Raw genomic sequence first — 20,825 nt, forward strand, 5'->3', positions numbered from 1 at the left:
TTCTGGAAATTGTCGCCAAGATCATGATTTGCTTGCCTGATATGTTTATACTGTCACTGCTTTTACCCTACCTACTTTGAAAGGACTTGATGATGGATGATAAATTAAAACAAAGTGCTCTTGATTTTCATGAGTTTCCTCATCCAGGAAAAATAACTGTAACACCGACCAAACCATTGGTAACTCAGCGCGATTTGGCTCTTGCATATTCACCAGGCGTTGCAGTCCCATGCCTTGAAATCGCTTCTGAACCACTTAAAGCGTATCGCTATACTGCAAAAGGGAATCTTGTCGGTGTGATCTCGAACGGTACCGCCGTTTTGGGATTAGGTAATATTGGAGCCTTGGCGGGTAAACCCGTGATGGAAGGGAAAGGGGTGCTATTTAAGAAGTTTTCTGGCGTTGATGTCTTTGACATCGAAGTTGATGAAACAGATCCGGATAAACTTGTTGATATCATTGCCTCTCTAGAGCCTACTTTTGGTGGTATCAACTTAGAAGATATCAAAGCGCCGGAATGTTTCTATATCGAACAGAAACTACGTGAAAGAATGAACATTCCTGTATTCCATGATGATCAACATGGTACCGCGATCATCTGTACAGCGGCGGTGATTAACGGGTTACGTATCGTTAAAAAGGATATCGGTGATGTACGCTTAGTTGTTTCTGGGGCTGGTGCCGCATCCATTGCTTGTATGAACCTATTGGTGACATTAGGTTTAAAACATGAAAATATCACGGTATGTGACTCGAAAGGGGTCATTTACAAAGGCCGTGATGAGAAAATGGATGTCACAAAAGCCGCGTATGCAATTGAAGACAATGGCACAAGAACGTTGGCTGATGTGATCCCAAATGCGGATATTTTCCTTGGCTGTTCTGGCCCTGGGGTATTAACTCAAGACATGGTAAAAACCATGGCGAAAGACCCTCTTATTTTAGCGCTTGCTAACCCTGAGCCAGAAATTTTACCGCCATTAGCCAAAGAAGTACGCCCAGACGCTATTATCTGTACTGGTCGTTCAGACTATCCAAACCAAGTGAATAACGTGCTGTGTTTCCCATTCATTTTCCGTGGCGCACTCGATGTTGGTGCAACAACGATTAATGAAGAGATGAAACTCGCTTGTGTTTATGCAATTGCCGATTTGGCATTAGCGGAACAAAGTGAAGAAGTGGCTTCTGCTTATGGAAACCAAGACCTATTCTTTGGCCCTGAATATATTATTCCAAAACCGTTTGACCCACGATTGATTGTGAAAATTGCACCAGCAGTTGCAAAAGCGGCAATGGATTCAGGGGTAGCAACACGTCCTATTGCAGATTTTGATGCTTATATTGAAAAACTCAATCAGTTTGTCTACAAAACAAACTTGTTTATGAAGCCAATTTTCTCACAAGCAAAAACACAGAAAAAACGTATTGTGTTGGCGGAAGGGGAAGAGGAGCGAGTATTACATGCGACGCAAGAATTGGTTTCTCTTGGTTTAGCCTTCCCAATCCTAATTGGTCGCCCAAGTGTCATTGAAATGCGTATTCAAAAATTGGGTCTGCACATTGAGCTTGGTAAAGACTTTGAAGTGGTCAATAATGAAAATGACCCACGTTTCAAAGAGTACTGGCAAGAATACTATCAAATCATGAAACGCCGAGGTGTTTCACAGGAGATGGCTCGCCGCGCCGTAATTGGTAATCCGACCTTAATCGGAGGCATCATGGTGCTGCGTGGTGAAGCTGACGGCATGATTTGTGGCACCATTGGCAGCTATAGTGAGCACTACAGTGTTGTGAAAAATCTGTTTGGTTTCCGTGAAGGGGTTCATGCCGCGGGTGCGATGAATGCGCTGTTATTACCAACCGGAAATACATTCGTTGCAGATACTTACGTCAATGAAGATCCAACACCTGAAGAGCTTGCAGAAATCACATTAATGGCAGCAGACACTGTGCGTCGTTTTGGTATTGAACCTAAAGTGGCACTCCTATCTCGCTCAAGTTTCGGTTCATCTGACTGTGCGTCAGCACAAAAAATGCGTGATACGTTAGCACTTGTTAAAGCTCGAGCACCACATCTGGAAATTGATGGTGAAATGCACGCTGATGCGGCATTAATTGAATCAATTCGTAAAGATGTTATGCCGGATAGTCCATTAAAAGGCTCTGCAAACTTGCTGATTATGCCAAATATGGAAGCGGCACGTATTAGTTATAACTTATTACGTGTGACGAGTTCAGACGGTGTGACTGTCGGGCCTGTATTGATGGGAGTTTCCAAACCTGTCCATATACTGACTGCGATAGCTTCCGTGCGTCGTATTGTGAATATGGTGGCATTAGCTGCTGTTGAAGCACAGACTCACCCCCTGTAATTTGATTTAATCTTGGAAGACCTCTGAGTTTTTAAATTCAGAGGTCTTTTTTAATTGAAAATAATTATCATTATCTGTATTTTGAGTGGTTCTATACACAATTATTAATAGATGGAAAAGATAATGATATCAGTAAGATTGAAGGTAAAATCCTCCCTTACAAACCCCTTTAGATAAACCGTAGTCGATTACCTCATAAAATACATTGGTATGGAGCGGTATTTAAAAAACCTTTGATAAGGACAGCAAAACCTAATTTTTTTGGGTGTGTTAGCGGTTACCATGTCCAACGCGTCATATATCTTTCGCTAATAAACTTCTGCGTTTTCAGCACAACTTTTTTTCTTAGATAAATATTTGTTTTTCGGTATGGTCTATAAAAATCCAAGATTGGCTTTGTAGGTATTAATGTATTCGTATATAGGCATTATGCAATTTAATAAGTCTGTTGATACAGACTTATTAAACAAATAAAGCAAGCTGACAACAAGCATCTATAGGTTTTGGTCAGATACTAAAGTGAATGCCGTTTTAAGACTTAACCTAAATATCTATATTTGTGTTTATTGTAATCTTCATTGTAATCGGTAGAAGAGTTAGTCTTTACAAAGGAAAGTAAATGTCAGATATAATTTATTTAACATTAAAAGGACATAAACAGGGAATGATTTCTGCTGGCTGTTCTTCTTATGATTCAATCGGTAATAGGTATCAATCAGAACATACGGATGAAATTTTAGTTTATTCGACAGATTATGAGGTAGCTCGTAGTCAAAACTTATCTCATGGTGCATTCATTTTCATCAAAGCAGACGATAAGGCATCGGCTTTGCTTCTTACCGCTATATCAAATAACGAGATACTTGATTGTGAATTTAAATATCATCGAATTGATAAAAGTGGTGGGCTATTACACTACAAAACAATAAAGCTTACAAAGTCGTCAATTACAAGAATAAAAAATATTCACCCAAATTCATTAACTGAAAATGAAGCCTATCCGTTAGAAACAGTATATCTAAATTACGAAAGTATAACTGTTAATCATCTTTCAGCTAGCGCATCAGGTTATAGTATAAAAAATAACATCTAAAGGTCATATTACAAATGAGAAATGATGTTTATAATAACCGATTCAATATTCCTGTTATTCACTCACTTGATCCGATTTACGAAACTTTGATGGAAGATCCCGTAAGAATTTATGTAATGGCTAATACTGTTCTGATTGGACATATCGGCTTAGTCATCGGAGAGGGAGAGGATGCGTGGCTATATGATCCTGCGGGAAGCTATACAGGTTGTAAAGAAAACAAATGTGATGGCTCGATAATAACAAAACGCGGGTCAGGTGATTTTTTTGAATACCCTGATTTTAATTGGGATGATTATCTTGATTACCATAGACAGGATGGAGAAAGTGTTGTTGTTATAGAATTTATTATCCCTAAAGAACAAGCCAAACTTCTGAAAGAAATTATATTAGAACACGGTGGAGGGGGGATTGCTGATTGTGCTTCTCAAGTTGCCGCAGTTTTACAAGCCAGTGGAGGGATATTCAAAAATTTGGGTACGGGTTTTAGAACACCAATTGGATTAAAGCATGAACTTATTGAGTTCCATCACAAAAAAGGTTTACTTCCTTATGCTCTTTTCGTGCCAAATGCCTACTAATATTAAAGAAGCATGGATCTCATATGCGTCAATTTGTATAGGCGTAATTTTTTACTTTCTTGAAGTAGGTCATCAGTTATTTTTTACGCTATATAAACCTGGAAGTAATTTCGATTACTTATTGTTTGACTATCATAAATCAATGAGTTTGTATTTTTTAGGGTATTTAGCTATTCTCGCACCGATATTTATCTTATATCTAAAAAATAACTTAAATTTCATTTGTCGTGTAATTATTTATTTTATAATCCCTAGTATATTTGCAATGATATTGTGGTACTTCACTGTTCACCTTCAATTACCTCTAACAATTAATAAATTAGTTAACTCAAAGTTAGACGCTATTATATATTTTATATCACAATCATATTTAGTTGGGATGACGTTTTTTATTACAATTATTGCATCAATAAGTGATTTTGTATTAACCAAGTTGTTCAATAAATAAAAACACTATAATAATAGGCTGTTAGGGAACGATGATATAATATCATTAATTTGTTTAGTGATATTACCTGCATCGATAATCGATTCCTCAAAAACTTTAAGATATTGATAAATCTAGCTAGCGTTATCTCCTACATCTAATTTATATTTGGTGGATAGTTAAAAATGGAAGCTTTTTTAGGCTCCATAAAAATATCAATATAGCCTGTTTTTTAACAAGCAATCGGTAAATTGGCCTATGCGATTATTGATTTTAACATTAGGGTATATTTATAACTGCACTATATAGACAAAGTCTTATTACCTTAAAAGAATCATTGATTTACTAGTCAACAATGCTTTAAGGGAAGTATCTTTCCGTCATAAATTTTTCATTTGTAATTTGACTTAATCTTGGAAGACCTCTGAGTTTTTAAATTCAGAGGTCTTTTTTAATTGAAAATAATTATCATTATCTGTATTTTGAGTGATTCTATACACAATTATTAATAGATGGAAAAGATAATGATATCAGTAAGATTGAAGGTAAAATCCTCCCTTATCGCGATGGCATTACTGCTTGTTGCAGGTTGTGCGCAGCAAGTCGAACAAAAACCTTTAGAGCTTGATAGCCGATTGACAGGGCAAGGGCAAATCATTGATCTACAAACGGGGCAATCCATCACACCTCAGCAACTTATTGAACAACTATCGCAATCATCGCGCGTTATTGTTGGCGAAAAGCATGACAATCTGTATCACCATCAAATCGAGCAGTGGCTCGCACAGGAAATGCATAAAACACGTCCACAAGGATCTGTTTTGCTTGAAATGATTAAGCCGGATCAACAAAAGAGTGTGGATGCCGTTAAGGCACAAATGCAGGGGAATCCCTACATTCGGGATGAAAAGCTTCAATCAAAACTAAAATGGCAAAAAGGTTGGCCATGGGAGCAGTACGGTGAGTTAACGAAATATTTACTTAAAGCGCCTTACCCTGTGCTTTCGGCTAACTTAAATACTGAGGAAATCACAGAAGCTTATGAAAAACCTCCCGTTCTTAATGGTATCTACTCAACTCAACCCGTTGTCCAAGAGTTGATTAGTAAAACGATTGAAACATCTCATGATGGTGCATTAACGCCAGAGCAAGTGCAAAAGATGACGGTTATTCAACAAATGCGTGATCGCAGGATGGCAAAATCATTATTACAAGCACCAACGCCAGCAATGTTATTTGCAGGTGGGTATCATGCTACACGCGCGATCGGTGTTCCATTGCATGTACAAGATCTTGCACCAGACGCTGAATTTAAGGTGTTAATCATTTCTGAAAAAGACAATGCCATTGATAACATTCATGCCGATTATGTTTGGTATACACCAAACCAAAATAAAGTGGATGCAAAGTAACCATTTGATAACTATTAGTAATGTATTTGTGATGCTTTTACCATTTTAACTTGAAATAGTTTTCATTTGCATATGTAATTAATTATCATTTAGGTTTTAGGCATAGCAAAAATAAATAAGATTAAAATGGGCACGATGACATTAGGGTACTACCAAACCACCAAAATGAGTGGGGCGGTGATTATTGCGATTGCATTACATCTTTTAGTGATTTGGTTTTTTATCCACAGCAATGATGACCAAGCATGGGATGAGCTAACGCCACCTCCATCCGTTGTGATGGAGCTTTCCATAGAAGCGGAAGCTAAACAGTTAACGGAGGTGAATATCGGTCAAGTTCAGGAGGTTTCGGTGGCAAGTAAAGCACAAGAGGCTACGCCTGATGAACTTGACCTTCCTCCTATTCCGGTGAATGAGAATGCAGAACTGCAAGTCACAAAAGCGGAAAAGAGAAAAGCACCAACAGTTCCTAAAAAAGAAAAAAAAGAACCTAAGAAAAAGCCCGTTGAAAACGTCGAAAGTGATAATTCAAAAGCAAGTAATGCCCCTGTAACCAGTGATGCAGCGGCGCTAAAAAAGACGGACAAAATAGCAGCTGACTTCAATAGTCAATCACAAGCGACGCTTGATGCTGAAAAACAGTGGCAAGCGCTAGTGTTAGGTAAATTAAATACGTTTAAACGCTATCCTGAAGATGCCCGCCGACGTAACCGAACAGGCATTCCTGTCGTGACGTTCGAAGTGGATGCACAAGGCTATATCATTCATAGTTCGTTGACGAAAAGTTCAGGAACTCGCTCTCTCGATAGGGAAGCGGAAAGAGTTCTTTCTCGCGCACAGCCTCTCCCCACACCACCGACTGAAATGCTAAAGAACGGCAAAGTGACAGTAAAAATGCCGATAGACTTTGCACTTGAAAATTAATGGTCAATTAGAGTAACAAAATGATTATACGAACAAATTTATTGCCAGCATCAACTCGAATCGCTAAATTTTGTCTAATAGCACTTATTGGACTACAAACCAGTCATAGCCTTGCGGAGGAATTCATGTCAGCACCAAAGGCGAAAAAACAACCTTATACGATGACAACACACGGAGATGTACGTGTTGATGATTATTATTGGTTAAGAGATGATAAAAGAAAGTCACCAGATGTCATTGATTATCTTGAAAAAGAAAATGCGTATAGTCAGCAGCAATTAGCGCAGGGTGAAGGGCTTAAAAAACAAATTTATGAGGAATTACTTTCGCGTATGAAAGCGGATGATGAGTCGGTTCCTTATAATTATAATGGGTATACCTATCGTAGCCGCTTTGAAGCGGGCAATAATTATCCTATCTATGAACGTCGTCCTGTTAATAGCCATGAACCTTGGCAGGTACTTGTCGATGGCAACCAGCGCGCAGAAGGGAGTGAGTATTATCGTTTAGGCACCCTGACGGTTTCGCCTGATAACAAAAACATCGCGATTGCAGAAGATAGAGAAGGTCGTAACAACTATAGTATCTCTTTTCGTTCTTTAGATAGCCAAGAGTGGCAGAATGCTGAACTGACGAATACATCGGGTAATATTGTTTGGGCAAATGACAACAACACATTATTTTATGTCAATAAAGATCCGCAAACCCTCTTACCGTACCAAGTTTTTTACCATCAAGTTGGAACACAACAGCAGCAAGATGTGATGGTATATGAAGAAAAAGATGATACTTTTTATGTCAGCTTGTCTAAATCGACATCAAAAGATTATATTTTTATTGGTATCACAAGTACCGAGACTGCTGAGTATCGTTTACTCGATGCAAATCAGCCACGTAAACAAGTTGAAGTCTTTCAAACACGTAAAACAGGGGTTGAGTATTACCCAGATCATTTCCGTGATCAGTTTTACATACGCTCTAATCATCAGAATCCATTATTTGGCCTGTATTCAGTAAAGCACATTGGTGACGATTGGAATACTGTGGTTGCCCCTCGCGATGACATTGACCTAGAAGGCTTTGAGTTATTTAACCAATGGTTGGTACTGGAAGAACGACAAAATGGTTTAGTGAATATTCGTCAAATCAATTGGCAAACCAAAGCAGAAAATTTTGTGAGCTTTGATGATCCTGCCTATATGGCATGGATTGGCAACAATCCAGAGCCTGATACCCGCAAATTGCGTTATGGTTATTCGTCAATGACGACACCATCTTCTGTTTATGAAATAGATATGCAGACGCAACAAAAGCAGCTATTGAAACAACAAGAAGTCAAAGACTTTGATAAATCGAAATATCAAAGCCAACGCCTATGGGTAACTGCCCAAGATGGCGTGAAGGTACCTGTGTCATTAGTGTATCGCAAAGATCTGTTTAAAGAAGCACAAAATCCATTATTAGTGTATGGCTATGGGGCTTATGGTTACAGTATTGACCCTTCATTCAGCTCCTCTCGTTTATCTTTATTAGACCGTGGTTTTGTCTATGCGATTGCTCATGTTCGCGGGGGTGGTGAGTTAGGGAAAAAATGGTATTTACAAGGAAAAACCATTAATAAAATGAACTCATTTACTGATTTTGTTGATGTAACAAAATCATTGATTAGTCAGGGCTATGGTCAACCAGGGCATATTTATGCCATGGGAGGCAGTGCAGGTGGGTTATTGATGGGAACCGTTGTCAATATTGCGCCTGAATTATATGAAGGTGTTGTCGCTTCAGTGCCTTTTGTTGATGTGGTGACTACGATGCTAGACCCCTCAATTCCATTAACAACTGGGGAATATGATGAATGGGGTAACCCTGAAAATGAAGAGGCGTATTGGCGAATCAAAGCCTATAGCCCGTATGATAATATCAAAAAGCAAAAATATCCCCATATGCTAGTGACAACGGGTTTACATGATTCTCAAGTGCAATACTGGGAACCAGCGAAATGGGTCGCTAAATTACGCGAATATAAATTAGGTGATTCACTATTATTATTAGAGACCAATATGAATGCAGGCCATGGAGGTAAATCAGGTCGTTATAATGCATTGAATGATATTGCTCTTGATTATAGTTTTATTTTAATGCTAGAAGATAAAAAACAATATTTCCCGCAATTAAAAAACTAATATACTAATAACCCATTATTAAATGGGTAATTAACAGCAACAGTTAGGTTATAGCCTCTTTACTATAACCTGATTGTTGTGCCAAAAATTTCAATACGAAATTTTCTTTTGAAGCAAGTGAGCGCATGTTTAATTATTGCGTTTACAGGAATGGTTTAATGAATAACAAATTAAAACTACTAGGAGCCGGGTTATTATATACAGGGCTTTATGGAATTGCTTTAGCAGAAGACACACAGCGACAAAATAATAAAGACATCATAAACTTTAGTAAGTTAAAGGTTTCAGGTGCACAAACACAAACACCATTGGTTAAGGCTTTAGAACGACCAGGAGCATATAGCGCTGTTGGTACGGAGAATAAACTAGAAGGATTAGATAAAATTATTCGAACAATGCCAGGGACTTATACTCAAATGGATGCAAGTCAAGGTACTGTAAACGTGAATATTCGCGGCTTAAGTGGTTTTGGTCGCGTTAATATGATGGTTGATGGTGTTACCCAAACTTATTATGGTATTTCACCGAGTAATTATACTCACGGTCAGCAACCTAATAATGATTTTGGTGCGTTAATTGATCCGAATTTTATCGTTGAAGTTGAGGTTGAAAAAGGTCAATTAAATGGGGGGAACAGTGTTAATGCTCTTGCAGGGAGTGCCAATTTTAGAACAATTGGCATTGATGATGTGATATTCGATAAGCAGTTATATGGCGTAAGAAGTAAGGCGCGTTGGGGAGATAATGGCTTAGGTTATAACGGAATGGTTGCCGTTGCAGGAAAAACATTAACGAATTCAGATAATGGGTATTTTGGGGGATTGATGGCGGTCAGTGGACATAATATCCCTAGCTCCTATAAAAATGGTGCGGGTTATAATAGTGATGATTTTGCAACGGATAACACCTTTAAACAAAAGCCACAATCACAATTAGCTAAGTTAAAATATAAACCTAATGATAGCCATGAAATAGAGCTCAGTGGTCGTTTATATCAAAATAAATTAACGCGTCGTAAAATAGATAGTGAAGATTATTATATTAAATATAAATATACGCCACTTAATGAGCTAATTGATACTGAATTAATGATTAACTATGGTAATAGTAATCAAAAATTTAGCGGTGATTCATTAGGGTGGGCTTTACGACAAGGAGAATCTAAAAATATTTCCGAAGGTATTAATTTATCCAATACTAGCCGTTTTTCGTATGGTGATATGGATTATGAATGGCAAATTGGCTCTAAGTTGATGAAAAACAAATATGAGCGAAATGTCTCTAGTGCGGTTAATAAGGATACCTTGATTTATAATGCATTCTCACCAAGTGGGACATTAGATCTATCCAGCCTTTATACGCAATTTAACGTCAAATATGATATTTACAGCGCATCATTGAATTTAAATTACATGCACTATCAATTAAAAGGATTTAAACCTGCTTGTGACGATGATGTGAAATGTTTCCCTCAAGGAGATGCTTCAATCGATTTACGTGAAGGGGGATTCAATCCAGGCGTGCTACTCTCAGCTGAAATTATCCCAGAGTTTCAGCCTTTTGTGAGTTATTCTCATTCGATGCGCGCGCCTAATTCACAGGAAGTCTTTTTTTCTCAAAATGGCGGTAATTCGATGAACCCGTTTTTAAAAGGGGAAAAAGCACAAACATGGCAAATAGGCTTTAATAGCGTCAAACCTGATTTAATTGTACAAGGTGACCAGTTCAATATGAAAGCACTCTGGTTCAATACAAAAGTGAAAGATTACATCACGAGTAAACCTTATTTGCTATGTCGACCAAGAACAGAAGCAGAATTTGCATGGTGTTTAATGAACGACGATGTCTGGGATAAAGAGTTTCCTGATTTTATGCAGAAAAGTTATATCTATATGAATGATCCAAGAAACGTTAATTTACGTGGTTATGAACTGCAAGCTAATTACGATGCAGGCGTCTTCTATTCAACATTGTCTTACACCAAAGAAACCAGTGCTCAGCCTGTCTCAATTGCCAGTGTTGCTGACTTCAGTGCAGGTGATCTGACTGAGTTACCTGATTATTATTTGACGCTGGATAGTGGCGTTAGGCTATTCGATGAAACATTGAAATTAGGTTCGACCATTACAGTAACAGGACCTGCTAAGCGGATCGGTGTGGAATCGCTGGTCGACAATAATGGTGATGCATTTAAAGATAAATATGAAAAGCAACCTACCATTATTGATCTTTATGCTGATTATAAAATCAATAAAAATGTCAAATTGATGTTCTCGGTGAATAATGTGACGAATGAGACGTATTCGGATGCCTTAAATCGTTCAAACTCTACCGCTATTATGGAAGAACGCGGGAAGAATAATGCCACTGCAAGAGGGCGTTCCTATATGCTTGGGGGAGAAGTTCGTTTCTAACTTAATTATCGGGGTATCTAGATTAGATACCCCTTAAGACCCTTGATAGCGGTATGAGGCCTATCTCGCGGGTTAAAGGCTATTAATCCTCAAAAATCAGTCTATTATTTTCTGTTGATACGGGCCAATAGGACTCCTGCATTGGCTCGCCATTTTAAAACTGTCTGATCTTGTCCTTGCTAAATTTGATGACATCTTTTCAAAATTAACCTTGAGAAATGAATAGGTTGAAAATTTTGAGAATAACCGATTCATTTATTTGCTGATTGAGCGAGGTGTACGTTTCGCTTTCATTTTCGTCACCTCAGTGACTTCACTTTCTACCCAACCATCATTGAGGCGTGTTTTCAATTTCTGCCCCAATTTCACCTGTGAAGTCTTTTTCAACACAGTGCCATCGGCCGTTTCACTGATACTAAAGCCTCGAGCTAAAGTGGCCAGTGGGCTAACGGTTTCCATTTTTGAGCAAGCTACCGCAAAGCGCTGTTTATAGCGATTAAGTAACTCGGTCATCATATTTTGCAGATGATATTGCGTTTGCTGTAATGAGCTGTGTCGTTTTTGCAATAAAGGGCGCAAATCTTGTTGTAACAGTCGACGCTGTAACTGATCATAGCGCAACTGAGCAATTTGTAAGCGTCGAGTCATCGCTTGATTGATCTTCTGATTTAGAAGACTCAATTGGTGCTGTTGTCTAGCTAAACGAAGTTGTGGATGTTGCTGCTGCAAGCGATGCTGTAAGCGGCTAAAGCGTTGTTGCTGGCCTGCAAGATAATAATCCATCGCCATTTCAAGGTGCTGTTGAGCGGATTGCAATTGACGTATTAGTTCAAGTTGATTGCGGCTGACTAACTCAGCCGCAGCTGAAGGTGTAGGCGCTCGAACATCGGCAACAAAGTCGGCAATCGTGACATCGGTTTCGTGGCCAACTGCACTGACAATAGGCAGTCGGCTAGCAAAAATCGCTCTTGCCACAATTTCTTCGTTAAAAGCCCACAGGTCCTCTAATGAGCCACCACCACGTCCAACAATCAATACGTCGCATTCATGACGAATATTTGCTAATGCAATCGCTCGTGCAATTTGTGCAGGGGCTTGCTCACCTTGAACCGCAGTCGGATAGATAACGACTGGCAGTGAAGGATCTCGGCGACGTAAAATATGCAGAATATCGTGTAAGGCTGCTCCTGTTGCCGATGTAATGACGCCAATACGTTTAGCAGGAGAGGGCAGTGGTTGTTTATGTATGGCATCAAACAAGCCTTCCGCCCCTAATGCCTGTTTGAGCAATTCAAAACGCTGCTGTAAAAGGCCTTCACCCGCTGGCTGCATGCTGTCAATGATGATTTGATAGTCACCCCGAGGCTCATAGAGTGTTACCGTTGCACGAACTAACACTTGTTGGCCATTTTGAGGCCGAAAAGTTACACGCGCATTTTGCCCGCGAAACATAGCCGCACGAACTTGCGCTTTGTCATCTTTCAACGTCAGATACCAATGACCAGAGCTAGGCTGCGAAAAATTCGATATTTCGGCGGTCAGCCAAATTCTCCCCATCTGACGGTCTAAAAGTTCACGAACCGCCTGATTGAGTTTGCTGACAGAATAAATTCCACTATTTTCTTGAGTTGACATGTGAGCTAGATCAAATTCTAAAACAATGACTTAATTGATTGATACTAACCTAGTCAGAACAGTTATCAAGTTTTTTTTCAAAAAAGGACTGGAGGCAAACGGTTTCGGTGTGTATAATGCCGCGGCAATATTTTATACCTTTCCACAACGCTGCCTGGTGAGATATTGCCTATGTTACGCATTAAAAAAGAAGCACTAACTTTCGACGACGTATTGCTCGTTCCTGCACACTCAACCGTATTACCAAACACGGCCGATCTATCAACTCAATTAACTGCAACTATCCGCCTGAACATTCCGATGCTCTCCGCAGCGATGGATACAGTGACTGAATCTGACCTTGCGATTGCTTTAGCTCAGGAAGGTGGTCTTGGCTTCATTCACAAAAACATGTCTATTGAACGCCAAGCGGAAGAAGTTCGTCGCGTGAAAAAACATGAAAGTGGTGTCGTGACTGACCCTGTCACCGTAACACCTGATACAACAATCCGTGAAGTTCAAGAAATGGCTGAACGTAATGGTTTTGCTGGTTACCCTGTCGTTGCTGCTGATAAATCCCTAGTGGGGATTATTACCGGTCGTGACGTGCGTTTCGTTACTGATTTGGATCAGCCAGTAACTGCGGTGATGACGCCTAAAGAGCGCTTAGTGACGGTCAAAGAGGGGGAAGCTCGTGAGATCGTGCTACAAAAAATGCATGAAAAACGCGTCGAAAAAGCCCTCGTCATTGATGATAACTTTCATCTGTTAGGAATGATCACCGTTAAAGACTTCCAAAAAGCAGAACGTAAACCAAATGCGTGTAAAGATGAACAAGGTCGCCTACGTGTTGGCGCGGCTGTTGGCGCTGGTGGTGGTAACGAAGAGCGTGTTGACGCGCTAGTTGCTGCGGGGGTTGACGTGCTGTTAATTGACTCTTCACACGGTCACTCTGAAGGTGTTTTACAACGTATTCGTGAAACCCGCAAAAAATATCCTGACCTGCCAATCATCGGTGGTAACGTTGCTACTGCTGAAGGCGCAAAAGCGCTGGCTGAAGCAGGAGTTAGCGCCGTTAAAGTTGGTATAGGTCCGGGGTCTATCTGTACAACACGTATTGTAACGGGTGTGGGTGTACCACAAATTACCGCTATTGCAGATGCGGTAGAAGCACTCGAAGGCACAGGCATCCCTGTCATTGCGGATGGGGGTATTCGCTTCTCGGGAGATATTTCTAAAGCGATTGCAGCAGGTGCTGCTTGTGTGATGGTTGGCTCAATGTTTGCTGGAACTGAAGAATCTCCGGGTGAAACCATCTTGTTCCAAGGTCGTAGCTATAAAGCTTACCGTGGTATGGGGTCACTGGGCGCGATGTCTAAAGGTTCTTCAGACCGTTATTTTCAATCTGATAATGCAGCTGACAAGCTGGTTCCAGAAGGGATTGAAGGACGTGTGGCATACAAAGGTCGCCTAAAAGACATTATCCATCAACAAATGGGTGGACTACGCTCCTGTATGGGTCTAACAGGATGTGGTACTATTGACGCCCTGCGTACTAAAGCCGAGTTTGTCCGTATCAGTGGTGCGGGTATTCAAGAAAGCCACGTACATGATGTGACCATTACTAAAGAGTCCCCGAACTACCGTCTGGGGCAATAATCGATAATGATTCAGGGTAGCTCCGTGAATAATGGCGGAGCTACCAATTTTCTATTTTTGACTTGAATTTTTGGAATTCTCCTCAAATGACAACAAATATCCATAAGCATCGCATTCTTATCCTTGATTTCGGCTCACAGTACTCACAATTGATTGCTCGCCGTATTCGTGAAATTGGCGTTTATTGTGAACTCTGGGCGTGGGACGTATCAGAAGAGCAAATCCGTGAATTCAATCCAAATGGTATCATCCTCTCTGGTGGCCCAGAAAGTACGACAGCAAATGATAGCCCACGTGCGCCTGATTACGTGTTTAATGCCGGTGTGCCTGTCCTTGGTATCTGCTATGGCATGCAAACTATGTCAATGCAACTCGGTGGTGCAGTAGAAGTTTCTGGTGAACGTGAATTTGGCTACGCACAAGTTGAAATCAAGGAACAATGTGATTTATTCCGTGATATTCAAGACTCACTCAGTGAAAATGGTACGCCAGTACTGGAAGTGTGGATGAGCCATGGCGATAAAGTGACGGCTATCCCAGCAGATTTTAAAACTATCGCAAGTACTCCAAGCTGCCCATTTGCCATCATGGCCAATGAAGAGAAAAAATTCTACGGTGTTCAATTCCACCCAGAAGTGACTCATACATACCAAGGCCTGAATATCTTGAAACGTTTTGTACAAGATATTTGTCATTGTGAAGCACTGTGGACACCAGCCGCAATTATCGATGATACAGTCGCACGCCTGAAAGAGCAGATCGGTGATGACCATGTGATTTTAGCCTTATCAGGTGGCGTCGATTCTTCTGTAACCGCATTACTGTTAAACCGTGCGATTGGTAAACGTTTGACTTGTGTATTCGTTGATAATGGCTTATTGCGTTTAAACGAAGCTGATCAAGTCATGGAAATGTTTGCAGGTAAATTCGACCTGAATATTATCCATGTTAAAGCTGAAGATCGTTTCCTTGGTGCGCTGGCGGGTATTCATGATCCTGAAGCAAAACGTAAAGCGATCGGGCATGTCTTTATTGATGTTTTCGATGAAGAAGCCGCTAAACAGACGCAAGTAAAATGGTTGGCGCAAGGAACGATTTACCCAGATATCATAGAGTCTGCGGCATCAGCGACAGGTAAAGCGCATGTTATTAAATCTCACCATAACGTCGGTGGATTACCAGAAGACATGAAACTGGGCCTTGTTGAGCCTCTGAAGGAACTGTTTAAGGATGAGGTGCGTAAAATCGGCCTTGAGCTTGGACTACCTTATGACATGCTATACCGTCATCCATTCCCAGGCCCAGGCCTTGGTGTACGTGTATTAGGCGAAGTGAAAAAAGAGTATTGCGACCTGCTACGTCGTGCCGATGCGATCTTTATTGAAGAGTTGCATAAAGCAGAGCTTTACCACAAAGTTAGCCAAGCTTTCACTGTATTCTTACCTGTGCGTTCAGTTGGTGTGATGGGGGATGGCCGTAAGTATGATTGGGTTGTTTCTCTGCGTGCTGTTGAAACTATCGACTTTATGACAGCACATTGGGCACATCTACCTTATGACTTCTTAGGTCGTGTCTCAAACCGCATCATCAACGAGGTCGATGGTATTTCTAGGGTCGTGTACGATATCAGCGGCAAGCCACCAGCAACAATTGAGTGGGAATAAACTAGCTATTGTTGATAACAGTTTTTAGTTGTCGATAAATTCAAAGGCATCAGTTAGTTACTGGTGCCTTTTTGTTTGGGTAAAGAATGTGTAGATGGTGTTGCATGTTCGTTTTTAGGCTGGTTTGAATACGTAAGACGATAACAAGATTCTTCAATTGTGGTGGCAGAAAATGATTAATTCATCACAGCATTAAATATTTAGCCTTAAACTAGCGTTAAATATTCAACCTTAAATTTTTACTCATCTCGTCGCTTAATGACTTAGGCACATCCCACTCTTTGGCTAAGCTCGGCCACGACGAAACACATTCAATGGTTTCATCAATCACTGCATTTATTTTCTTTTTACTAAATAATGGGCTCACCTTCTCTAAACTATAGAAATCTTCTCGAATAAAATTATCACGTTTGCCATTTAGGCTCATCCAATGACTGTTTACCCATTTACTGCCCGGTTTGTAGCTATAGGCCAAGTCGTAAGCAGGCGCCAATCTCCATTTATTTTCTTTCAGCATAAAGGCAAAATTCTTTGAGTGATCATCGTGGTTTCGCGCAATAATGTTAAACGTCATACGTTTGAATAATTGTAGGGCATCTTGTGCAGATAATTTTAATTGGCGAGCAATGGCAAATAACTCAGCATAAGAATATGACCCCGGCTTTTTATAATCGACATGCGCTAATCCATTGAGTGTTTGAATATGAATTTTGTTGTTACCAACGCGATCAAAACGTTGGGTCATAAAATGTCGTCGAGCACCTTCATGTAATAATTTACATGGCATCATCTCAATACCACATTCTGTTGCCATTATGTGGTAAACAAATTCCATCGCCCCATAACCTAATGGGTCACCAAAAGTTTCTTGGTTTTTATTGTGTTCACTGACCCCATCAAACTTCATAAGGTAATGTGTAAATCCATTGGGTACTGTTGTTTGTCCCGATCTCACCTGTGTGAAGTCATCATTAAAGGCTAAGACCGCTTTTGGGCGAGCACCGCCGGCGCTCATACCGACAGACAATAGCGATAACATGGCCTCGCGTGATTCTTGACCATCCCGATTCAGTTCAACTGAAAAATTCCCTCGGGTATCCAAGATTTCTTGCGCTATTGCAACAAGTGATTCAATTTCAACTTGTTGTGATGAATTAAGATTACGCATTTGAGTGGCTGGAGAATATTCAAGGGCGCCCATACCTCGTTTCCCTGTGTATTGTAATCTTTGTAGCGGGGTGATTTCTTGAGGGGATAACCCCTTATTTGCGACCCAAGCATTAAGTACAGCATTGCCGAAATCGTCGGGCAGGGAATCTGCAATTAAACCGGGAAGCCCTCTAAAGGTATTGAAATCTAATTCGGGAAAACGAAATATTGTTGAAGACAAAGGCATTTTTAAAGGGGATAGCTCGATCCCTTTTTTAATAAAGCTAGGGTCATATTCAAAAGCACCAATGCCGCTATCTGTATCAAAACTGAGGGCGCCGATGGTTTGATCATGATAATTAACATTAATGACTTCCATTACCATTCGAGGTGCTCCTCTTTATTTTCTTGTCGTTGTCCTGAGGCTCGTTGGCGTTTTTTACCTTGTAATTTAGCTAATTGCAAAGGCGATATAGGTTGTCGTGGTAAAAATAAATCAAGTTGATCCGTTAAATTTAAAGCCTGCATGATGGCAATAAAAATGTCTAGTTGCGCTTTGCCTTTTTCTGCATTAATGACCGTTTTACGTGCGACGCCAGCAAATTCCGCAACTTCGGATTGTGTTAAGTTTTGGTTCAATCTTGCTTGTTTTAGTCGTTCGCCAAGCTGTTCCGCAAGTGCAATAGCACTAATTTTCTTGTTCATATAAAGATCCCATTGGGTGACTTTAAATGCAAAAACAACAAATAATGTTACTATTATGGTACCTGATTGATATTAAGTAAAGGTGTCTATAATGTAACTAAATGTGCTCTTTGCTGTCATTTTGATGCAATAAGGTAACCATAATGGAACTTTATATGTTTTGTTGTTTGGTCGTGAATTTCATTAAAGGTATAGATGGCTAAAAGCCCCTATAGTTAAGGGGCTTGTGTTCTGCTTAATTTTATGTCGCAACATAAAATTCTAGTAGAGAAAAATTAGCTTCTGACAGGGAATTTTTCACCAACTAACTGTTCGCTTTTAAGCCATAATGTTGTCGCTAATTGAGGGTCAATGGCATAAGAACGAAGACCGTAAAAGCCAGGGCCGTCATTAATTGGTGCGACTTGGCAGTCTTCACAGTATTGCCCACCAATTTGGTCAATATCTGCAATAACAGCAGCCCATACAGTGGTAGCTGCCCCTTGAGGAATTGTTTTTGTCGTTAATTCAGATAAACCGGCTTGTTGATTAAGCGTATTAATCATAGTGCCAATTTCGACTTGATCTTCAACTGACATATTACGGCTTAGGTTGGTGGCAATGTTGCCTGGATGAATAGCACAAGCGCGGATACCAAGATGCCGATAACGACGGTCAAATTCAACAGCAAATAAGATATTGGCTGTTTTAGAGCGGCTATAGGCAAGCTGTGGCTGATATTCGGTAGTGGTAAAATTAAGATCGTCGATGTCAAAATCAAATAATCGATGTCCCGCAGAGGAAACACTAATAAGACGAGAGCCCGAATGCAATAAAGGCACTAGGTGATTAACTAACACAAAATGCCCTAAGTGATTAATACCAAATTGGGTTTCAAAACCATCACGCGTATGTCCGAAGGGGGTTGCCATCACCCCTGCGTTGGTAATAATGACATCAATTGATTTTGCTTTCTCTAGAAGTCCGCTTGCACATGCACGCACAGAGTCTAATGATGAAAGATCTAATTCAATCAGTTCGAAACGACCTTGTGGGTTAGCACCACGAATAGCGTGAGCCTGTTTTTCGTTGCTAGCAATATGACGAACAGTACCTATGACATGAGCACCGCGAGCAGTCAGTGCTCGAGCAATTTCCACACCAAGTCCCGATGATGTTCCTGTTACAAGAATTCGTTTATTGGTTAAATCGATATTATTTAAAACATCATCCGCTGTGGAGGTTGCACCGAAAGAATTTTGTTTCATGTCACACTCCTAATATAAAAGTATAAAAAATCAAAAACAGTTATTGCAAATTAAGTACGAAAATAAAATATTACATGATGCTTTTTAATTGATTTTTTAACTACATTGCATTTTACCATGACAAAATGTTTTTATGTATTGAGCAATGTTACAAACGTTGAATCATTATCAAATTGAGTAAGTTGAAACCTATTTTATATTTTGACCACATTGGTCAATGTTAACTTAGAAGCATGCTTATCTATAAATATAAATAAGCGGTCTACCCCAACTTTACAATCTATTTAGATAGTATAATCACGGACGTTATTTTTAGTTTATCTTTTGATGCTGGCAAAAATAATAAAGACTGTCAATGCGTTAAAATAACTAAATATGGATTTAGAATAATGAAAAATAGATGCGCATTCACGGGGTTGATAGAGTTAAAAGCCAATAATAAAAACATAACCTAATGATGTTAAATAATTTTTATTTTTTTTGTGGATAATTGAAAATATCGTAAGTTTATTTGGTGGAGATTGTTCATCTTATTTTCACTGAAGCACAGGAAGGCGATTCTTTCGTTAGTTATTGATGAGGAACAATCAGAGATTTAATAGTAACAGGGTAAAATCATGGATAACGGCGTTAGCGATATCCATGGAACATTATCTATATCTATAAAACCTATTCTATATTGATTAAATGTCGTTTTATATGTAGTGCAAAGTTGAAAGGATATTGACTCTTTTACACTGATTTGAATCAGTGAAGTATGTTATAAAAATCAAATGACCACTGGTTATAGAGATAACATCATCTTTATACAAGGAAGGTGGTTTTTAGCCAGTGCAGAATAATATAGACAGGTTTCCTGGGAGATACACTCGTGTTTTAATAAAAACGTTCGGCATTAGGCGTTGATTCTAAAGTTAATATCTTAATATGACGCTGTTTAGCTTATTGTTTTATTGCCTCTATAATTAACCCCGCAGCGCCTAAACCGATCTAAACCTATTTAGTCAGGTAAAGTAAAAGCAGCATCGACACTATGCTGCTTAAGGTTTAAAAAACCAGTAGCGATTGGAAGATCAGCTTCATTTACAACAAAAAAAAGGGTTATCGTTTATCCTAGTTCGGTAACTTACAGGCAGGGTATCTGGGGTCCAAGCAGTGATTGTGTTTTGATCAAGGCTCTATTTACAACTTGCTCGGATTACTTGATTTCTGATAAACCAGAGGCGTTTTGCTTCTTCTAGTTTCGCCAGTCTAATTTTTATAAATATTACTCTTAAGGGTAAATAAAATATCTTAACGACAAGTATAAATCTTATTACTCGAAACCTAGAGTCGTTTATTTAAAAATTAAAAACCATTAATCACCAATACTCTCATCTTT

13 protein-coding genes are annotated in these 20,825 nt (G+C 39.6%); 9 read left to right on the top strand and 4 right to left on the bottom strand.

Features of this window, described 5'->3' with window-relative positions; genetic code table 11:
* The first annotated feature begins 92 nt into the window (after positions 1-92).
* The 7 genes from maeB to M1F03_RS09445 all read left to right on the top strand — a co-directional run bounded on the left by maeB (position 93) and on the right by M1F03_RS09445 (position 11,406).
* A complete protein-coding gene (gene maeB, locus M1F03_RS09415; protein WP_154622254.1) occupies positions 93-2,372 on the top strand; it encodes an NADP-dependent oxaloacetate-decarboxylating malate dehydrogenase in 2,280 nt (759 codons plus the stop codon).
* A gap of 619 nt (positions 2,373-2,991) precedes the next feature.
* Positions 2,992-3,465, top strand: a complete 474-nt coding sequence (tssD, locus tag M1F03_RS09420) for a type VI secretion system tube protein TssD (protein ID WP_251464081.1) — start codon at positions 2,992-2,994, stop codon at positions 3,463-3,465.
* Between the two features lie 14 nt (positions 3,466-3,479).
* The gene (locus M1F03_RS09425) at positions 3,480-4,046 is read left to right on the top strand and encodes a hypothetical protein (protein WP_251464082.1); all 567 of its coding nucleotides are present in this window, start codon (positions 3,480-3,482) and stop codon (positions 4,044-4,046) included.
* 951 nt (positions 4,047-4,997) lie between these two features.
* Positions 4,998-5,885, top strand: a complete 888-nt coding sequence (locus tag M1F03_RS09430) for a ChaN family lipoprotein (RefSeq protein WP_251464083.1) — start codon at positions 4,998-5,000, stop codon at positions 5,883-5,885.
* A gap of 126 nt (positions 5,886-6,011) precedes the next feature.
* A complete protein-coding gene (locus M1F03_RS09435; protein WP_154623918.1) occupies positions 6,012-6,809 on the top strand; it encodes an energy transducer TonB in 798 nt (265 codons plus the stop codon).
* 20 nt (positions 6,810-6,829) lie between these two features.
* Positions 6,830-8,992: a S9 family peptidase gene (locus tag M1F03_RS09440; RefSeq protein WP_251464084.1), complete on the top strand. Its 2,163-nt coding sequence runs from the start codon at positions 6,830-6,832 to the stop codon at positions 8,990-8,992.
* 158 nt (positions 8,993-9,150) lie between these two features.
* Entirely contained in the window at positions 9,151-11,406 is a 2,256-nt protein-coding gene (locus M1F03_RS09445) for a TonB-dependent receptor domain-containing protein (protein WP_318839914.1), read from the top strand.
* A 255-nt stretch (positions 11,407-11,661) separates the two neighbouring features.
* Here the strand turns inward: M1F03_RS09445 and xseA are convergent, their stop codons facing one another.
* Positions 11,662-13,041: an exodeoxyribonuclease VII large subunit gene (gene xseA / locus M1F03_RS09450; RefSeq protein WP_251464086.1), complete on the bottom strand. Its 1,380-nt coding sequence runs from the start codon at positions 13,039-13,041 to the stop codon at positions 11,662-11,664.
* A gap of 171 nt (positions 13,042-13,212) precedes the next feature.
* Between xseA and guaB the strand changes: the two genes are divergently transcribed.
* Both guaB and guaA read left to right on the top strand, forming a co-directional pair.
* Complete coding sequence (gene guaB / locus M1F03_RS09455; protein ID WP_154624339.1) at positions 13,213-14,679, top strand: IMP dehydrogenase; 1,467 nt, start codon at positions 13,213-13,215, stop codon at positions 14,677-14,679.
* 86 nt (positions 14,680-14,765) lie between these two features.
* Entirely contained in the window at positions 14,766-16,343 is a 1,578-nt protein-coding gene (guaA, locus tag M1F03_RS09460; RefSeq protein ID WP_154624338.1) for a glutamine-hydrolyzing GMP synthase, read from the top strand.
* Between the two features lie 217 nt (positions 16,344-16,560).
* Here the strand turns inward: guaA and M1F03_RS09465 are convergent, their stop codons facing one another.
* The 3 genes from M1F03_RS09465 to M1F03_RS09475 all read right to left on the bottom strand — a co-directional run bounded on the left by M1F03_RS09465 (position 16,561) and on the right by M1F03_RS09475 (position 19,444).
* Positions 16,561-17,877, bottom strand: coding sequence for a type II toxin-antitoxin system HipA family toxin (locus tag M1F03_RS09465; RefSeq protein WP_272690046.1), 1,317 nt, complete (start codon positions 17,875-17,877; stop codon positions 16,561-16,563).
* Entirely contained in the window at positions 17,871-18,197 is a 327-nt protein-coding gene (locus M1F03_RS09470) for a helix-turn-helix transcriptional regulator (RefSeq protein ID WP_154624335.1), read from the bottom strand. Before M1F03_RS09470 ends, M1F03_RS09465 begins: the two co-directional genes overlap by 7 nt.
* Before the next feature lie 275 nt (positions 18,198-18,472).
* Positions 18,473-19,444: an SDR family NAD(P)-dependent oxidoreductase gene (locus M1F03_RS09475; RefSeq protein ID WP_272677657.1), complete on the bottom strand. Its 972-nt coding sequence runs from the start codon at positions 19,442-19,444 to the stop codon at positions 18,473-18,475.
* Between the last annotated feature and the right edge of the window lie 1,381 nt (positions 19,445-20,825).

This window comes from Providencia sp. PROV080, assembly GCF_033688105.1.
GTDB classification, from domain to species: domain Bacteria; phylum Pseudomonadota; class Gammaproteobacteria; order Enterobacterales; family Enterobacteriaceae; genus Providencia; species Providencia zhejiangensis.